Genomic DNA, 17,373 nt, shown 5'->3' with positions numbered 1-17,373 from the left:
TGGTCGGGGCCGACCGCGGACGCCATCACGGCGCCGGTCCGATCCGCTACCAGGCGTCCTCGAGAACGCCCTCGATCTCCGCTCGAGACGGCTCGAGCCCCGGCGGCGCGTTGGCCATGAACGAATCGTCGAGAATGTTCTCGGCGACCGCGGGGAACTCGTCGGGTTCGGGTCCGTCGACGTTCCGGAGTCGCTCGGGAAGCGCCAGCGCGGTACGGACGTCCTCGACGACCCCAACGATTGCCTCGACGGAATCGGCCGCGTCGGCGACGCCGAGCGCGTCCGCGAGGACGGTCGGCCGAACGTCGACTCCCTGCGCCGCGAGCAGGTACTCGAGGACGTGGGGAACGACGACGGCGTGGGCGGCACCCTGCTGGACGTCGTACGTTCGCGTGAGGCCGTGGCCGAACGCGTGAACGATCGAGAGCGTCGTCTCGCCGGGTCTCGAGATGCCGTACTGGACGAGGATCGTCCCCTCGACGATCGTCTCGAACGTCGCCCGGTCGCGCTTTCCCTCCCCGAACGCGCGGAGGCCGTCGACCAGCGAGCGCAATCCGCGGGCGGCGGTCGCGTCGGTTACGGGCGTCGCGTTGTTCGCGTACAGCGTCTCGAGGCCCTTGTCGAAGCCGTTCATCACCGAACCGGCGAGGATCGATTCGGGCGTCGTCGCGACGAGTTCCGGGTCGTAGATGGCCGCGGCCGGCATCAGCGCCGGACCGGAGATGCCGCCGCTAACTTCCTCGTCGAGGAGGTCGGAGTCAGGCGAGGCCGTCACACCTGCGCCCTGCGAGAGGTCGGCACCCGCAAGCGTCGTCGGGATCGCCACGATCGGAAGCACGCCGTCGTCAGGAACCGGAATCGTTCCCGTCTCGGCGAACTCCTTGGCCACCGCCTCCCGCGATCGATCGAGCGCCGAGAGCGTGCTCACGACCTTCGCGACGTCGAGACTACTCCCGCCGCCGAGGCTCACGAGGACGTCCGCGTCCGCTCGTTCTGCCCGCTCGAGGCCGTCGAACGCCGTCTCGAGGCGTTTGTCTGGCGTCGTCTCGTCGAAGACGGCGACCAGCCGATCGCCGAGTCCATTCTTGACCGGATCGATGACGTCGGGCGTCGAGCCGACCGTCGATCCGCAGACGACCATCGCCCGCTCGAGGCCCTGACCGTCGAGTTCCGCCTCGAGGTCGTCGACGCAGCCGGAGCCGAACCTGATGGTTGCGGGATCGTACTCGAACCGAAACGCCCGGTCGCGCCCTCGATCGTCCGTCCGCGTTGGAGTCATAGGTGTGCATACGTGATGGGCGGTGTTAAAAGCGCGAACGGCGGCGAGATCCCCGTCGTCGCATCAGCCGTCCGACACCGAAACTCGTTTGACCGACAGATCGGATACACGAACGATGCCCTCCAGAGAAACGACGACCACCAGACGAGCGTTTCTCGCCTCGAGCGCGATCGGTTTCGCTACCGTCCTCGCGGGGTGTGTCGAACCCGGCGGTGCGTTGACGATGGCACCAGTCGGAACCGACGAGGAGATCGGAGCCGAGGCCACGCTCTCGCTCGAGTCGGATCGCGATTCGGAGACACTCGCATTGCTCGAGGATGCCCACACCGACGGCGAGGCGACGGTCGACGGCGAACGGCCGCCGTTCCGGCCGGACCGTCCGCTCGAGTTTCGTAGCGCGGTCTTCGAGGTGTCCTGGGCGGCCGTCGACGAGCGCACGGAGACCGGATACGTCGTCACCGCGACGATCGGTTCCGAGGACGTCGGCGAACCGGAAATCGCGTTCGAGGATCTTCCGGCAGTCGATCGGTCGGCGCTCGCGGCGTTGCCCGAGCGCGTCGCCGCCCACGAGGACAGGGACGAGCCTGCGCTCGGGGCCGTCTTCGAGTACGATCGCGACGGTGCCGACCTCGAAGGATCGGCGCTCGTCCCCGACCCCGAGTACGAGGTGATCGAGGTCGAGGGCGAGCCGGTCGGGATTCGCAGCCGCGAGACGGAGACGACCGTCCATACGTATCGGTACGAACTCGAGGAGGTCGCGTCGTCGACGGCCGAGTACGGCACACAGCTCCGTCACCGAAGCGTCGCACTCGACTCGCTGACCGACGACGAACGGGAACTCGTCGAGGAGGCCATCGAGGACGGCCGTGCGGTCGTCAGCCGAGACGACGACGCGTTCGTCTCCGTCGGCGAGCGATTGCTCGAGGAGGAGCCGATCTACGAGGACGAATATACCGGCGAGTGGCTCATCGAGTACGAAGGTGCGCTCTACTGGACGGAACTCGATGCGCTCCGAACTCGACAACTCGTCGAGCAACTCGGCGAGGAGGGAGAGTGACGGACAGTAGACGGTTCAATCGCCGCTCGAGTCGGCAGTCGGCCCCTCGAGCGGTGGAAGCTGTGACTCGATTCGGTCCCGCTTGGACTCGAGGCGATCCGGCAGGACCAGCTTCGACCCCAGTTCCTCGAGGTCTTCGTCGGCGGTGAAGCCGGGGCCGGTGGTCGCCATCTCGAAGAGGACGCCGCCGGGTTCGCGCGTGTAGATCGACTGGAAGTACTTCCGATCGATGACCTCGGAGGGAGAGAGTCCCTGACCTGCGTATGCTTCCCGCCAGCGTTGCTGTTCTTCGACGTCGGTGGCGACGAACGCGACGTGGTGGACGGTGCCGACGCCCATCCGACCGCGGCCCGCGTCCGTTTCGACGAGATCGACGACCGATCCCGGCCCGCCCGGTCCGCTCCGGTACCGGCGTCTGTCGTCGGTCTCCGCCTCGAGATCGTATCCCAACACGTCGGTCAGAATCGTCTCCGTCGGACCGAACTCGGCGACCGCGAGCGTCACGCTGTGAAAGCCGAGAAGCTGGTGGTCGACCGGGACCGGCCCGTCCTCCCACGGCGTCGCGGCGCTTTCGGCGTCCGAACTCGCGATCAACTCGAGTTCGATCCCGTCGGGGTCCGAGAATCGGAGCAAGATCTCGTCGAACCGCTCGTCGCGTTCGACGTCGATCCCCGAAGACTCGAGTCGCTCGAGCCAGTACTCGACGGAATCCGGTCGGATCAGGTACGCCGTCGCCTGCGTCTGTCCTGACCCGAACTCGCCCTGGCGGCCCCCCTCGGTCCACGGGAAGAACGTGAGGTTCGTTCCCGGCGTTCCCTCCTCGTCGCCGAAGTAGCAGTGGTACGTTCCCGTGTCGTCGTGGTTGACGGTTTTCTTGACGAATCGCAGGCCAAGCGTCCCGACGTAGAAGTCGGCGTTTCGTTGCGGGTCGCCGGCGATCGCGGTCACGTGATGAAGCCCCGGTGTCTCGAGCGCCATTACCGTTCGTAGGCGGTCGACGCTTGAGTGGTTTGCTCGTGTCCGTGTTACCGGGTGACGTCACCGTTACTACACCGTTACTGGAAGCGTCCTCGCGACGAGCCGACTGTTGTCGGACGACAACGTACCTAAGCCGGACGAGGTTCCGATCGCTCGTCCTCGAGTACGGCGGCGACGAGCAAGAGGGCGACGACGGGCAGGATGAACACGCCGAGTACCGCCTGCCAGAAGCCGAGCAAGAAGAGAAAAACGGCTCCGGCGACGGCGAGGCTCATCCGTCGGCGGAGGAGTCCGGCCGCGCCGAGAATCGCGGCGCCGGCGATCAACGCGAACAGTGCGACCCGAGAGCCGGAGAAACCTGGCTGTGGGAGGAACCACGCGAGGACGGCGAGCAGGGCGAGGACCGCGGCGACCGCGATCCATCGGCTGGCGGCGACGACCGAACTGCGCTCAATCATACGATCGTGTTCGTTCCGTGACGTAAAAAGCGAATCGGTGAACGGATGGCGGTCACGATTACCGACCGGCCATCGAAACGATCGAAACGCCGACGGCCATCACGACGCCGCCGAGGACGAACCGGGGACCGAGCGATTCCCCCAACATCGTCGCGCCGAGGATCCCGCCGACGATCGGCTGGAAGAAAAAGAACGTCGAGATGACGCTCGCATCGACGTACTCCATCCCCTTGTACCAGAGATACCACGCCGCCGCGGTGCCGAAGACCCCGAGGTAGAGGACCGCCGCGACCACGCCGAGTGTCGGTTCGATCGACCGGAGCGACTCGCCGGTCGTCGCGACCTCGAGGGGCACGAGCAACGCCAGCATCGGGACGGCGGCGACACAGGAGTAGGTCGCGGCCTCGAGTGCGGAGTAGCGGTCGATCAGCGGCTTCCCCCAGACCGTATAGAGCGCCCACGTCGCACTTGCGCCCAGAAGCAAGACGATGCCCGCGGTGGCGGCGCCGGCCAGTTCCGCGAGTTCGTACTGACCTGAGAGGACGACGACTGTCCCGGCGGTCGCAGTGAGAATGCCGACGACGAGGCGGCCGCTCAACCGTTCGTCGAGGAGCGTGACGCCGAGGAGGATCGTAAAGATCGGCGTCAGGACGGTGATCAACGAACCCTGGCTTGCCGTCGTCAGCGCGGTTCCCAGAAACTGCGTCGCCATCGACGCGGTCACGACGAGTCCCAGGCCGCCGAACGAAAGCACATCGCGACGGGTGAACTGTCGGCGGGGATAGAACGCGCGAACGACGACGAGCAACACGGCGGCGCCGACGGCGATCCGAAAGAACGCGAGCGTGATCGGTGGAACGGCGTCGAACCCCCACATGCTGACGACGTAGAGCCCGCCCCACAGTCCGGCCGCCGCAAGCGGTGCGAGGGCGAACATGTACGTGGCGAGGACGGCGGCCGACGGCGAGTTACGGAGCGTTCCGAGATCGATCATCCTCAGTGTTGGGTTGGGTATCGGCGGACGCATCGGCGTCTCGACGGCCCGGCGCTCCCGGAAACGGGTCGCGTGTGCGCCGAAACTGACCGGCTGCTGTCCGCTTCAGTGAGCCAGGTTCGAGTTCGTCGGATAACCGAGTTGCGATCCCACCCGGCTCATACGAACTGCTGTCTCGATGGACCGGTGGCCGCTCTGGACGGTTCCAATCGCAGGAAAACGATGGACAGCAGATCGTCTGTCTCACTCCCGCTCGTGTTCCCGTTTGGCCTCCGTCGCGTAGGCGTCCGCCAGCCGAGTCGGCTCCGGAAGTTTGTAGGAGGTGGCGAGGTCGAATGCGACGTCAGCGGCCGTCTCGGCGCTCACGCGGTGGCCGGGACTGACGTACAGCGGATTGATCGAGCGATTCGGCGACTCGTACTGTCTCGTCTGAACCGCGTAGCCGAGTACCGTCCCCTCGAGAGCGTCGACTCGCCCGTTCGCTTCGATTGGGACGCGTACGCCGGGCCGACGGTTCTCGAGGTTACCCTGAGGCCGACCACAGAGCAGGCTCTTCGCGACGCCGACGCTCGGCGCGTCGAGGACGACGCCAACGTGCGTCGCGATCCCCGCTTGCCGGAAGTGGATACGGCCGCTTCCGTCGAACAGGTAGAGGTCGGGCTCGACGGAGAGCTCCTCGAGCGCCGCGAGAATCGGCCCGCCCTCCCGGAACGCGAGCAGACCCGGCACGTAGGGAATCTCGAGTGGCGTTACGGCGTGGACGCGCTCGATCACCTCGCCGCCGCGCATGGCGACGACCGCGCTCAGGGCGCGTTCGGGCTCGGCATCGAGGAGAAACGACTGGTCGACGCCGGCGACGATCGGCGCCTCGAGTCCGCTCGAGGCGGCCGCGAGCGGACTCGCAAGGGTATCTGACTCGAACTCGAGGCGGTCCTCGAAGATCGCGGCGTCGGCGATCTCGCGCTGGAGCGCTTCCATCTCTTCGCGGGAGAGATCGGCCTGTGGGGCGAGATCGGGGCGTGGATCGTTGGACGTGACCATCGGATAGCGGTCGTAGGATCGGGACGAAAATCAGTGTCCGGGTCGATATGTGGTATCGGATCCGGCCGTTCGGTTCCGACTCAGAACCGTCGACGTCCACCGGGGCCACCGGGGCCACCGGGGCCGCCGGGACCACCCGGACCACCGGGGCCGCCACCGAGTTGGAACTGATTCGGCGCGCGGACGTTCTGCGTTCGTTTGACGTATTCGCCGTAGCCGAGGCCGACGACGAGACCGACCAGGTGGGCCATGTGGGCGACGTTTCCGCCACCACCCGTTCCGATGAAGATGACGCTAATGATTGCCGTCCCGACGGTCAGCAACCAGATCGGGACGGGAAGGATGAAGTAGAGGTAGACCTTGAGGCTCGGGTTCAACACCGTGATGACGCCCATGATCGCGAGTGCGGCGCCGCTTGCGCCGAGTACGCCGGCGATCCCGCCTTGGAATCCGGTGATAGCGACCTGGCTGAGGCCGGCGAGTGCGCCGCTGACGACGAACAGAATGGCGAACTTCTTCGACCCGACGTAGCGCTCGACGAGCGGGCCGAAGAAGAATATCACGATGCTGTTGAAGACGATGTGCATCAAGCTTCCGTGGGCGAAGACGGAAGTGACCCAGGTCCAGACGAACTCCGGATTCTGCGGCGTCAACACGAACACCATCCGATGGACGGCGTTTCCGAAAATTGCCCCTACGAGCAACTGCGCGACGAACGTAAGCCACATCAGCGCGAGGAACGTGTAGGTCATGTTCCCGCGGAAGTAGCCAAGCGGCCCGCCGGGGCCGGTGTCGATCGGGAGTTTGTCGGTTACCCCCGATCGGCCAGACGATCCCCCTCCCTGGACGCTTTCGTCGAATCCGCTATCGAAGACTCCGTTCGGGTCGTTCCAGTTCTGGAGGCCGGAACAGCCGTGGTTCTCCGGCAGCCGATGGTCGGCACAATAGGTTCCGCCGCAGTGCCGACAGTTGTAGGGCATGCTTTCGTCTTTCCCACACACGTCGCACTTGGCCATTGACCGGGGGTATGTGTGGCACGGCTAAGGGATTTGGGGTTCTCTGCAGTGTTGTCCGTTCCGTGTCTCCGGGTAACACGATCCGGGGGCGTCGTGGCGCGACACCGTGATCCGTTCGTTCCGTATCGTGCATTCAGACGACGGCCGGCACCGCTATCGGAGGCACTTTCTGTACAATCGTGGCCAGATCCCCTACTTTTGGTGTAAGATGATGTGCCCGATCCGAAAAACGTGAAAGATAGGCGAACGCTGTCGGATAACGAAACCGTTTTCCTACGGCTACCGCTTGAGTCGACTATCAACCAGAGCCATGAGTAACCGACGACGACCACCCGGAGGGACGTACCGTGGTGGATAACCGACTCCTCGTACCGCTGTCGGAGACGCCAACCGTTCGGCAGACGGTCGGCTACGCCGTCCAGACCGGACTCGAGGACGCCGACGAACTCGAGGTCCACCTCGTCGTTGCGTTACCGTACGACGCCGAGGTCCCCGAGGGCGAACAACAGATTTCGGAGGCGAAACAGTTGCTCTCGAAGGCTACACGCTGGGCCGCGGAGGATGCCGGAAACGCGGACGTAACGCTCGAAACCGACGTCCTTGGAACCGACGAGTATCTGTTCGGTCCGCGGGACTACGCCGACGTCTTCGGGTCGTACGCCGACGAACACGACGTCGATCGGATCGTACTCGACCCGGAGTACAAACCGGGCGTGACGTCGTCGATCCTCCAGCCACTCGAGCGCGAACTCGACGCTGTTGGCCTTCCATACGACGAGGCAGCGGTCGAACGCCCGGCCAGACACGAACGGCTGATCGGGGATGGAACGGAACGGTTCGACCGGTACTTCGCGCTGTTTTGGATCTCCTTTGGCTTTTATCTGGTACTGGGCGATCCGACCTACTGGTTCGACCTCGTCACCGGCGTCGCCGTCGCCGGAATCGTCTCGTTCTCGCTCGCGAACGTGACATTTTCCTTTCCGCTCCACCGGGTCGAATCGCCGCTTCGGACGCTTCGATTCGCGATCTACATCCCCTATCTCCTCTGGGAGATCGTCAGGGCGAACGTCGCCATCTCCTACGTCATCCTCCGGCCGTCGATGCCGATCGAGCCCGTCGTGACCCGTGTCAACGCCCGCGTTAGAAGCGGTCTCCCCCTCCTGGCGCTCGCGAACAGCATCACGCTCACTCCCGGGACGCTCACCGTCCGGGCGAACGACCAGCGACTGATCGTCCACACGCTGATCCCGTCGGCCCGCGAGGACCTCTTCGAGGGCTCACTCGAGCGCGCGGTCAGGTTCGTCTTCAACGGCCGCGCGGCGGCCAGGATCCCAACGCCACAAGAGCGCGGCGACGCGGAGATCGTCGGAGGTGACGAGCTGTGATACCGACGTCGATCGAGGAGATATTCCTCGTCGCGGCGGCGCTGTTCGTCCTTCTGGCGATCATGATGTTCTACCGTGCGGTCGCCGGACCGACGACCCAGGACCGTCTGCTCGCGGTGAACGTCCTCGGGACGAACACGGTCGTCATCCTGGCGTTGCTCGCGGCGGGACTCGACGAACCGTGGTTTCTCGACATCGCGTTGATCTACGCGTTGCTCAACTTCCTGATGGCCGTCGCCATCTCGAAGTTCACGGTCGAACGAGGTGGCGTGCTGTGATCGACGCGATTCCGATGGGCGAACAGCTTCGCTTCGCCGCGATCGTGATCCTCGTCGTCGCCGGGCTGTTCTTTACGTTCGTCTCGGCGGTCGGAGTCATTCGCTTGCCCGACATCTACGCGCGGGCTCACACCGCCTCCCAGACGGACACCCTCGGCGCGGGCCTCGCGCTCGCGGCCGTCGCGCTCGCGCTCGGCTGGCAACACGCGACGGTGTACACCGTCTTGCTGTTGTTCTTCGTGTTCATCACGAACCCGACCGCGGCCCACGCGATCGCCCGCTCGGCCGCCGAATCCGGAATTACACCGGTGACGAGCGAGCCGACTGCGACCGACGGCGGCGAGCGGGCCGACGACGGCTCCCCCGCCTCGAGCGCTGACGAGGACGGCTCGAGCGAGAACCCTGGCGGAGAGGATGGATCGACGGGCGGAGGTGAGTCGGCGTGAGCGCCGTCGCCTACACGCTCGTCGTCTTCATCCTGCTTGCGGCAGTCGCGACCGCGCTGTTTCGCGACGTCCTCTCTGCGATCGTCGTCTTCGGCTCGTATAGCCTCGGAATGGCGATCCTCTATACGTACCTGCTCGCGCCCGACGTCGCGATGACCGAGGCGGCGATCGGCGCCGGCGTGACGACCATCCTGTTGTTGCTGACGATCGCGCGTACGACTCGTCCGTCGACCGACCGGCTCTTCGAGCGGGTCAACCTCCCCGCGGTCGTCGTCGTCGGTGCGTTCGTCCTCGTCCTCTTTACCTTGTTACCGGATATGTACGCCGTCGGCGATCCCGACGCCCCGATCTGGGGTGGCGGGGTGTTAGCGCAGACGCCCTCCGTCTACTACGTCCAGAACACGTTCGCCGATACGGGCGCACAGAACGCGGTGTCCGCGGTGCTCGCCTCCTACCGTGGCTTCGACACCTTCGGCGAGGCGGTCGTCGTCTTCGCCGCCGGCGTCGCCGTTCTCCTCGTGTTGAAACGGGAGGTGTTCACGTGATGTCTCGCAGTGATTCCCACGACGATACGTACACGGAAAGCCAGGTGATCATGACCTCGGTCAAGATCATCGCACCGTTTACGCTCACCTACGGAGCGTTCTTGAGCCTCCACGGCGCTGACACGCCCGGAGGGAGCTTCCAGGGCGGCGCGATCATCGGCGTCACCGTCCTCATGCTCGCGTTCGCGTTCGGCATCGAACCGACCCGGCGGTGGCTGAAAAATTCCGTCGTCGTCGGCCTCGTCACCGGCGGCGTCGCCATCTTCATCGCGACCGGCCTCGCGACGATTGCACTCGGGGGGAACTTCCTCGAGTACGACGCGTTCGTCGAGACGTTCGGCATCGCCCACTACTGGGGGATGGAGGCGATCGAAGTCGGCGGCGTCGCGTTGATCGTCGCCGGCGTCGTCATCACCCTCTTTTTCGCGACGGCGGCGGGCTTTACGCCCACTCGTCGCGATGACGGGATCGACCGGGAGGTGGGTCGAGATGATTGAGATCCTCGCGAGTCGTTACGCCTACGCGCTGATGTTCGTCCTGCTTGGGGTCGGCCTCTACATGATGATCGCCAACGAGAACCTCGTGAAGAAGCTGATCGGGGTCAACCTCTTCCAGACGGCGATCTTCCTCTTTTTCGTCTCGGTCGCCTACGTTCAGGGCGGGGTCGCGCCGATCGTTCCCGACGATCCGACGCCCGGCGAACTGGCGATGGCCAGCCCGCTCCCGCACGTGATCGTGCTGACCGCCATCGTCGTCGGGATCGCCCTGACCGCCGTCGGCCTCGCACTCATCGTCCGCATCCACACCGAGTACGGGACGCTTCGCGAGGACACCCTCCGGGAGGTGCGTGCCGATGAGTAGCGTCGAACTGCTTCCGGCCTTGCTGGTCGCGATTCCGATCCTGCTCGCGGCCGTCCCGATCGTCCTCGGGCTACGATACGACCGGACCGGCTGGTCGGTCGCCGCGGTGACGACGCTCGGCCTGGCGGCCGCGACCGTCTACCTCGCGAGCGCCGTCTACGCGGACGGCCAGGTCGTCCACGTGCTGGGCGGCTGGGGCGAACCACAGGGGATCGGCATCGAACTCGTCGCCGACGAGTTCTCGACGCTGATCGCCCTGCTCGTGACCGTCACCTCTGCGGCCGTCCTCGCGTACACGCGCATCGGCGGCCCGCGCGGGAACACGTTCTACGCCGGCTACCTCCTGCTCGTCGGCGGCCTGCTCGGGCTCTCGATGACCGGCGACGTCTTCAACATGTTCGTCTTCCTCGAGATCGTCGGCCTGGCGACGTACGCCATGATCTCGAGCGGCGACGGCCCCGAATCCGCGGTGGCGGCCCTGAAGTACCTCATTTTGGGAACCGTCGGCGCCTCGCTGTACCTGATCGGCGTCGGCTTCCTCTTCATGGCGACCGGCGCGTTGAACATGGAGGTCCTCGGCGAGGCGGTCCCGCTGGTCGCCGAGGCCGGCGGGGGCGATCTGACCCTGCTTCACGCGGCGTTCGCGTTCATCTTCGTCGGCTTCGCGCTCAAAGTCGCCCAGTGGCCGCTTCACACCTGGCAACCCGACGCCTACCAGCACGCCCCGGATGGCGTGACGCCGGTGATCGCCGCGCTGGTCTCGACGGTCTCTGCATACGCCCTCGGCCGCGTGATGTTCACCGTCTTCGGCGTCGACTTCCTGCTTGCAACGCCTTACCTCACGGAGGTCGTCGTCGCGGTCGGCTCGGTAAGCGTCCTCGCAGGGAGTACGCTCGCGGTGATCCAGACCGACGTCAAACGCATGTTCGCGTACTCGTCGGTCTCGCAGTTCGGGCTCGTCGTCGCCGCCTACGGGCTCGTCACCGAGACGGCGCTTTTAGGCGCGATCGTCCACCTCGTCGGCCACGGGCTGATGAAAGCCGGCCTCTTCGTCGCCGCCGGCGTGATCGCGATCAGCTACGGCGCGCGAACGGTCGACGAGTACGCGGGCCTCGCGGATCGACGGCCCCTTCCCGCCGCCGCGACGGCCGTCCTGCTGATCGCGTTGATCGGTATTCCGCCTTCGATCGGCTTCATCGGCAAGTGGTACATCGCCGTCGGCTCCATTCAAGCGGAGATGTGGCCCGTCGCGGCCGTCGTCTTCCTGAGCACCATGCTCACGCTCGCCTACGCCGCCCGGCTGCTCGAGAAAATGTACTTCACGCCGGCGTCGGCCCTCGAGTCGCCCCACGGCCCGGGAGCCGTCGCGACCGACGGCGGTGAGCGAACCGAAGGTTCGCGATCCTCGTCGGATCGAAGATCCGACAACGGTTCGGACGGGGCCGGCGTCGCCGCGGACGGCGGGGTGCTGGCGGGCTCGAGTCGCCGGGGATCGCCCGACGCGGTCTCGTTCGGTATGCTCGCGTTGCTCGTGAGTACGGCGGTGCTCGCGGTCGTCCTCGGCTTCGCCGGTGGTGCGTTCGCGGAACTGCTCGATCCGTTCGTCTCGGAGGTGTTTAACTGATGGCTGAAGAATCAATCCTGCCGCTGGCCGCGGTTCTCGTCTCGGCTCTCGCGGTGTTCCTGATCGTCGCGTCGTATCGCTATCCGAACGTCCGCGAGGGCTGGTCGGTCCTCGCGGCGCTCGTGAAGTTCGGCATCGTCGTGAGCATGCTCCCCGGCGTGATGGAGGGGACGGTCTACGAGTGGAGTCTCTCGAACGCCCTCGGCGTCGAGTTCCTCGCTGGGATCGACTTCGTCCTGCGTGCGGACCCGCTCGGGATGTTGTTCGCGTTGCTCGCGAGTTTCCTCTGGATTTTTACGTCGTTTTACGCCGCGGGCTACATGCGCGGGCTGGACGAACACGCCCAGACGCGGTTTTTCGCCTCCTTCGCGGCCAGCCTCTCGACGGCGTTAGGGATCGCCTTCGCCGGCAACCTGGTGACGATCTTCCTCTTCTATGAGTTGCTGTCGCTGGTCACCTACCCGCTGGTCGCCCACAACGAGGACGACGAGGCCCGCATCGCCGGCCGGAAGTACCTCGCGTACACGTTCTTCGGCGGCGGGGTCTTCTTGCTCGCCGGGACCGTCCTGACCTACTGGCTCACCAGCGGGATCGACCCCGCCGGCGAGGGAACCCTGGCGTTCGAAACCGGCGGCATCGAACTGCTCGCCGACGCCGCGGCGGCCGAACCCGTCTTCGCACAGGCCGCCTTCTTCCTCCTAATCGCCGGCTTCGGGGTCAAGGCCGCCGTAATGCCGCTTCACTCCTGGCTCGCGGACGCGATGGTCGCGCCGACGCCCGTCTCCGGGCTCCTTCACGCAGTGGCAGTCGTCAAATCCGGCGCGTTCGGGGTGGCTCGAGTCATCTTAGACGTCTTCGGGCCGGGGCTCATCCACGACCTCCCGCTGTCGGTACCCGGCGTGGGGGAGGTCGGGCTGAACGTCCCGGTCGCCATCCTCGCCGCGTTCACGCTGACGGCGGCGAGTATCATCGCACTCCGGAAAGACCACCTCAAGCGGCGGCTCGCGTTCTCGACGACCGCACAGCTTTCCTACATCGTGTTGGGGCTGTCGATACTCCATCCGTTCGCGATCCTCGGGGCGCTGTTTCACATCCCCGCCCACGCGTTCGGGAAGCTCACACTGTTCTTCTGTGCGGGCGCGGTCCACGTCGAGACCCACACCGACTACGTCAGCGAGATGGCCGGCATCGGCAAGCGAATGCCGCTGACGATGTCCGCGTTCGCCATCGGTGCGGCCGGGATGGCCGGCATGCCGCTGATCGCCGGTTTCGTCAGCAAGTTCTACATGCTGATCGGCTCCGGCACCGTCGGCGGCGGCTACTGGATCTTCTCGACCGCGCTGATCGTCTCCGGTGTCTTGAACATCGCTTACCTCTGGCCGGTCGTCTACACGGCCTTCTTCGAGAGCGAGGACCGCCACGACGCCAAACCGCTCCTCGAGTTCCCACCCGGTGGCAAGCGCGAGTCGTACTTCGCGGCGGACGACACCGTGGCGACCGACGGCGGGAGTCGAATCGACGACGATGACGACGATGACGTCACTGATACCGACGCTGATGGTGCAGACGGCGAAGAGACCGGTACCGACGATGCAGACGGCGAAGATGACGACACCGACGACCAACACGCACCGAGCGGTCAACCTCGCCCGGTCGACGAGGTCGAGGGCGAAACGGAAGCAAAAGGAGTCGGTACGCCACTCGAGTCAGACGAAGAATCCGACGACGCTGACGACTACGAGTACGCCGTCGACCAGTATCCGAGCGACGCGGACGTTCCCGGCGGTCACGGGACGGAAGCGAGTCACGCCGACACCCACGAGGACCACGCCGACGACCACCACGACCACGGCGATCACCACCACGGCGGGCCGCCGGCCGGCGGCTGGAAACGGCACTCGCCGTTCTCCGAGAGTACGTGGCTCATGATCGCGCCGATCAGCGTCATCGCGGCCGGCGCGATCATGCTCGGGATCGTCCCCGACTACGCCGTTTTCCTCGAGTTGGCGACGTACATCGTCGAGAGCGTCTTCGGGGTCGAAAGCTTCGACGAGCTCGGGGGTCTTTCGCTGGCTGACGCGATGGAGGTGAGCCGCGAATGATCGAATCCGACCTACTGACGATGGCGTATCCGCCGCTACTCGTCTTCGCGGCGGCGTTGCTCGTCCTCGTCCTCCCGCGAGCGCTCGGCTTTGCCCTCGCGGCGCTCAGCCTCGCGGCCACCGTCGCGGTCGCCTTCTTCGCGCCGGAGGGTGCACACCTGACGACGACGTTTCTCGGCTTCGCCGACATCCAGCCGTTCTACATCGACGAGTTTACCCGAATGGTCGGCGGTGGCCTCGGGTTCCTCGGCGCGTTCGCCGTGATCTACGCCTACTCGAGCGACGCGCCGCGGGTGATGGCCGCGTTCGCGCTGGCCTACGTCGCGTCGGCGCTCGGCGCGGCGTTCGCGGGCGACTGGCTCGTCCTCGTGTTCATGTGGGAGATCATGGCCATCACGAGCACGCTGCTCGTCTGGCACCACGGCGGCGACGCGGTCCGGGCGGGCTACCGCTACGCCATCGCTCACGGCATCGGCGGGAGTCTGGTGCTGTTCGCCGTGATCGCCCAGTACGCCATCACGGGCTCGTTCGCGATGGTCGATTCCGCCGGCGAGACGGTGGGGATGGCCGACGGCCTCCCGCTGTTGCTCGCGGTGCTCGGCATCGGCGTCAACGTCGCGTTCGTCGGCTTCCACACCTGGCTTCCGGACACCTACCCGCGCCCGCACTTCGCGGCGTCGGTGTTCCTCGCGGCCTTCACGACGAAGACGAGCGCGTACGTGCTCTACCGCGCGATTCCCGAGGGGAGTCTCCTACTCGCGTACATGGGCGGCGCGATGGCCGTCTACGGCGTCGTCTTCGCGTTGCTCCAACACGACATGCGCGCGCTGTTGTCGTATCATATCCAGGCCCAGCTCGGCTACATGGTCGCCGGAATCGGGATCGGGACGGCGATCGGCGTCGCCGGCGCGATGGGCCACCTGTTCAACAACGTGTTGTACAAGAGCTTGCTGTTCATGGCCGTCGGGGTCGTCATCTACCGGACCGGCGAGAACGACCTCTACAAGCTCGGCGGCCTCTGGCGCGAGATGCCGATCACCGCGATTGCGTTCCTGATCGGCGCACTCTCGATTACCGCCGTTCCCGGCTTCAGCGGCTTCATCAGCAAAGGGATGGTGTTAGACGCGGCCGATCCACACTACTACGGCGCACCCGAGTACCAGGCGCTGTACTGGCTGTTGTTCATCGGCGCGATCGGGACGTTCCTCTCGTTCATCAAACTCGGCTACTACGTGTTCTTACACGGTCCCGCCGAATACACCGTCGAGGACGCGACGACCGGCCAGACGGTCGCGATGTTCTCCGTCGGTGGCGCCTGCGTGATCCTTGGACTTCCCGTTATCGGGTGGCCAGTGTTTACCGGTCTGTTGCCGCTGGTGGACGGAGTCACCGTGACGCAACTGGATACGGCGCTCAACCCCTACAGTGCGGGCCACCTCACCGACGCCGCGATCCTGATCGCCGTCTCCGCCGTCGGCTTCAAGCTCATCCGCAAACCGCTCTCGAAGATCGACTACGCCGACCCCGCGTTGATCGTCAACCCGGCGACGTACTACACCGGGCGCTACACGATGCTCGGGGTCACCGACCTCTACGCGGCCGTCGACGCCGCCGTCGTCGACTTCGTCAAACGCTGTTACTGGATCGGCAACAACCCGGCGCTGGCGGTCGACGAAGCCGCCCGTCGGCTCCCCGGTCTCGAGGTCGAGGAACGTCAACCCGCCGACGGCGGGAAGCCGTCGACGATCCACCTGCGGGCGAGTATCGGCACCACCGTCTTGCTGTTGACGATCGTCCTGACAGCGATCCTCTGGGTGCTCGTCACCTGAGCGCCAGGTGTTGTCTGGTACGCGCTGTCCGTCGATTCCGGGGCCTCGAGCGCCCTTCGACCGTCGTGGGAAAGTACGACAGACCGTTTCCGCGTCCTGTCCTATCGGTGTGTACAAACCACGAGCTACGCGTTCAGACCGCCATCGACGGCGCCGACTCCTCTCGTAACACCCGAACCGGTTTGGATACCGATCGCACTGCTCACGGGACGTCTCTCCGTTCGCCTATCAGCGATTCTCCCGTCACTCGAACCGCGTTCAGTCTGGCGATCAGGTGTACAAGACGTACAATGGCTACGATAGATCACTTCGTGGCCTCGTCCTCGAGAACAGACTCGACGTCGATAACTGGCCGCCAGTCGGCGGGAACGGCGATCGTCCGGTCCGCGGTCGGGGTGCGTAACGCGGGCTTCGATCCCGTTGCCTCTCGGCGAGAGTCATCCTCGCCGAGTTCGCTTCGGACCCGCCGTGGCGTGAGGTGGACATCGTCGCCGTCGACGCCCGCGTCGGTACAGAGACGCTTCAGTACTGACCTGGCTCCCTCGGTCGTGATCGCCGGTGGCGCGATCGCTCGTTCGCGGGCGAGTTCGATCGCCGTCCGGTCGGCAAACAGCGCCTCGATCTCCTCGGCGTCGTGACCGCGCTCTCGCAGGCACTCACGGACGTGGCGAGCGATCGACGGTGCGTGACGGGTGGGAAACAGCGGCCAGTCGTTCGTCGGTGGATCGAGGACGACACGGTAGCGCCGAAGCGGCGTTCGGGCCCGCGCGAGTATCGTGACTTCTTCCGCTCGCTGGGTTCGACCGAGCACCCGGATCGTCCCGGTGTAAAAGTCGACGTCCTCCCAGGTCGCACCGGTCCGCCGATCGTCTTCGGGAACGCGAAACAGTTCCGCCCCGCGGGCACCCGAGTAAGCGAGTACGGCGACGAGCGCGTACTCGCGCAGTCGCGTCAGTCGTTCCTCGGAATCGAACGCGTCCGCCGTCGCCTCGAGCGCCCGAGCCCGAACGAATCGCTCGAGACGACGCCGGTGGTCGACCGACCAGGAATCGTCGTCACTGTCGCCGATGTTATCCGTGTCGTCGTCGGACGGAAGCGCCGACGTGGCCGCCTCCGTCGCCGCCGGGTTCTCCGGAATGATGGCGCCGCCGACACACCACGAGAGAAACGCCCGGACCACGGCGAAGTAGGTCCGGGCGCTCGAGGCCGTGAAATCGCCGCGGTCTGTGCGCTCGCGAAGCGTTCGAGCGTACGACTGGAGGTGGGTGGTCTCGAGGGCGCCGATCGAGTCGACCTCGTAATCGCATGCAAGCCAGTCGGCGAACCGTCGGAGGATCGACTCGGCGTTGACCGCGTACGCGCCGGCTCCCGGCCCGTCGGTGTCGGCGACGGCCTTACGCTGGAGGTAGGCGTCGATCGCGTCCTCGACGGTGACGTCGGTCACGGCGCGGTCACCCCGTCGGCCGACCACCGATCGCTC

17 protein-coding genes are annotated in these 17,373 nt (G+C 65.8%); 10 read left to right on the top strand and 7 right to left on the bottom strand.

What is annotated here, in order from left to right:
• Positions 1-46 precede the first annotated feature (46 nt).
• Entirely contained in the window at positions 47-1,279 is a 1,233-nt protein-coding gene (locus AB7C87_RS10640; RefSeq protein WP_369729425.1) for an iron-containing alcohol dehydrogenase family protein, read from the bottom strand.
• Between the two features lie 115 nt (positions 1,280-1,394).
• On the opposite strand from AB7C87_RS10640, the gene AB7C87_RS10635 reads away from it, so the two are divergent.
• Positions 1,395-2,336, top strand: a complete 942-nt coding sequence (locus AB7C87_RS10635; RefSeq protein ID WP_369729424.1) for a hypothetical protein — start codon at positions 1,395-1,397, stop codon at positions 2,334-2,336.
• A 15-nt stretch (positions 2,337-2,351) separates the two neighbouring features.
• Here the strand turns inward: AB7C87_RS10635 and AB7C87_RS10630 are convergent, their stop codons facing one another.
• The 5 genes from AB7C87_RS10630 to AB7C87_RS10610 form a co-directional block, all read right to left on the bottom strand.
• The gene (locus AB7C87_RS10630) at positions 2,352-3,314 is read right to left on the bottom strand and encodes a ring-cleaving dioxygenase (protein WP_369729423.1); all 963 of its coding nucleotides are present in this window, start codon (positions 3,312-3,314) and stop codon (positions 2,352-2,354) included.
• Between the two features lie 128 nt (positions 3,315-3,442).
• On the bottom strand, positions 3,443-3,772 hold the full coding sequence (locus AB7C87_RS10625; protein ID WP_369729422.1) for a hypothetical protein: 330 nt from the start codon (positions 3,770-3,772) through the stop codon (positions 3,443-3,445).
• 58 nt (positions 3,773-3,830) lie between these two features.
• The gene (locus AB7C87_RS10620) at positions 3,831-4,766 is read right to left on the bottom strand and encodes a DMT family transporter (protein ID WP_369729421.1); all 936 of its coding nucleotides are present in this window, start codon (positions 4,764-4,766) and stop codon (positions 3,831-3,833) included.
• Between the two features lie 243 nt (positions 4,767-5,009).
• A complete protein-coding gene (locus tag AB7C87_RS10615) occupies positions 5,010-5,807 on the bottom strand; it encodes an endonuclease V (protein ID WP_369729420.1) in 798 nt (265 codons plus the stop codon).
• 80 nt (positions 5,808-5,887) lie between these two features.
• On the bottom strand, positions 5,888-6,823 hold the full coding sequence (locus tag AB7C87_RS10610; protein WP_369729419.1) for a rhomboid family intramembrane serine protease: 936 nt from the start codon (positions 6,821-6,823) through the stop codon (positions 5,888-5,890).
• 347 nt (positions 6,824-7,170) lie between these two features.
• On the opposite strand from AB7C87_RS10610, the gene AB7C87_RS10605 reads away from it, so the two are divergent.
• Genes AB7C87_RS10605 through AB7C87_RS10565 form a run of 9 tightly spaced genes read left to right on the top strand, consistent with a single transcriptional unit; the run spans position 7,171 to position 15,893 of the window.
• Entirely contained in the window at positions 7,171-8,208 is a 1,038-nt protein-coding gene (locus tag AB7C87_RS10605) for a monovalent cation/H+ antiporter subunit E (protein WP_369729418.1), read from the top strand.
• Positions 8,205-8,486: a cation:proton antiporter gene (locus AB7C87_RS10600; protein WP_369729417.1), complete on the top strand. Its 282-nt coding sequence runs from the start codon at positions 8,205-8,207 to the stop codon at positions 8,484-8,486. The genes AB7C87_RS10605 and AB7C87_RS10600 overlap by 4 nt, the downstream gene beginning before the upstream one ends.
• A gap of 14 nt (positions 8,487-8,500) precedes the next feature.
• Entirely contained in the window at positions 8,501-8,932 is a 432-nt protein-coding gene (gene mnhG / locus AB7C87_RS10595) for a monovalent cation/H(+) antiporter subunit G (protein ID WP_369729728.1), read from the top strand.
• The gene (locus tag AB7C87_RS10590; protein WP_369729416.1) at positions 8,929-9,477 is read left to right on the top strand and encodes a DUF4040 domain-containing protein; all 549 of its coding nucleotides are present in this window, start codon (positions 8,929-8,931) and stop codon (positions 9,475-9,477) included. Before mnhG ends, AB7C87_RS10590 begins: the two co-directional genes overlap by 4 nt.
• Positions 9,477-9,974 carry an MnhB domain-containing protein gene (locus AB7C87_RS10585; RefSeq protein ID WP_369729415.1) on the top strand — a complete coding sequence of 166 codons (498 nt, stop codon included), beginning with the start codon at positions 9,477-9,479 and terminating at the stop codon, positions 9,972-9,974. Before AB7C87_RS10590 ends, AB7C87_RS10585 begins: the two co-directional genes overlap by 1 nt.
• Positions 9,967-10,338, top strand: a complete 372-nt coding sequence (locus tag AB7C87_RS10580) for a cation:proton antiporter subunit C (RefSeq protein WP_369729414.1) — start codon at positions 9,967-9,969, stop codon at positions 10,336-10,338. Before AB7C87_RS10585 ends, AB7C87_RS10580 begins: the two co-directional genes overlap by 8 nt.
• Positions 10,331-11,962 (top strand): proton-conducting transporter transmembrane domain-containing protein, encoded by a 1,632-nt coding sequence (locus AB7C87_RS10575; protein ID WP_369729413.1) that lies wholly within the window; start codon positions 10,331-10,333, stop codon positions 11,960-11,962. The genes AB7C87_RS10580 and AB7C87_RS10575 overlap by 8 nt, the downstream gene beginning before the upstream one ends.
• Positions 11,962-14,064: a proton-conducting transporter transmembrane domain-containing protein gene (locus AB7C87_RS10570; RefSeq protein WP_369729412.1), complete on the top strand. Its 2,103-nt coding sequence runs from the start codon at positions 11,962-11,964 to the stop codon at positions 14,062-14,064. Before AB7C87_RS10575 ends, AB7C87_RS10570 begins: the two co-directional genes overlap by 1 nt.
• A complete protein-coding gene (locus AB7C87_RS10565; RefSeq protein WP_369729411.1) occupies positions 14,061-15,893 on the top strand; it encodes a Na(+)/H(+) antiporter subunit D in 1,833 nt (610 codons plus the stop codon). The genes AB7C87_RS10570 and AB7C87_RS10565 overlap by 4 nt, the downstream gene beginning before the upstream one ends.
• Positions 15,894-16,197: 304 nt before the next feature.
• Here AB7C87_RS10565 and AB7C87_RS10560 read toward each other — a convergent pair whose 3' ends face one another.
• Positions 16,198-17,337: a tyrosine-type recombinase/integrase gene (locus tag AB7C87_RS10560; RefSeq protein ID WP_369729410.1), complete on the bottom strand. Its 1,140-nt coding sequence runs from the start codon at positions 17,335-17,337 to the stop codon at positions 16,198-16,200.
• Between the last annotated feature and the right edge of the window lie 36 nt (positions 17,338-17,373).

Source organism: Natrarchaeobius versutus (assembly GCF_041205745.1).
GTDB lineage: Archaea > Halobacteriota > Halobacteria > Halobacteriales > Natrialbaceae > Natrarchaeobius > Natrarchaeobius versutus.
This window is presented reverse-complemented; position numbering and strand designations above follow the sequence as displayed.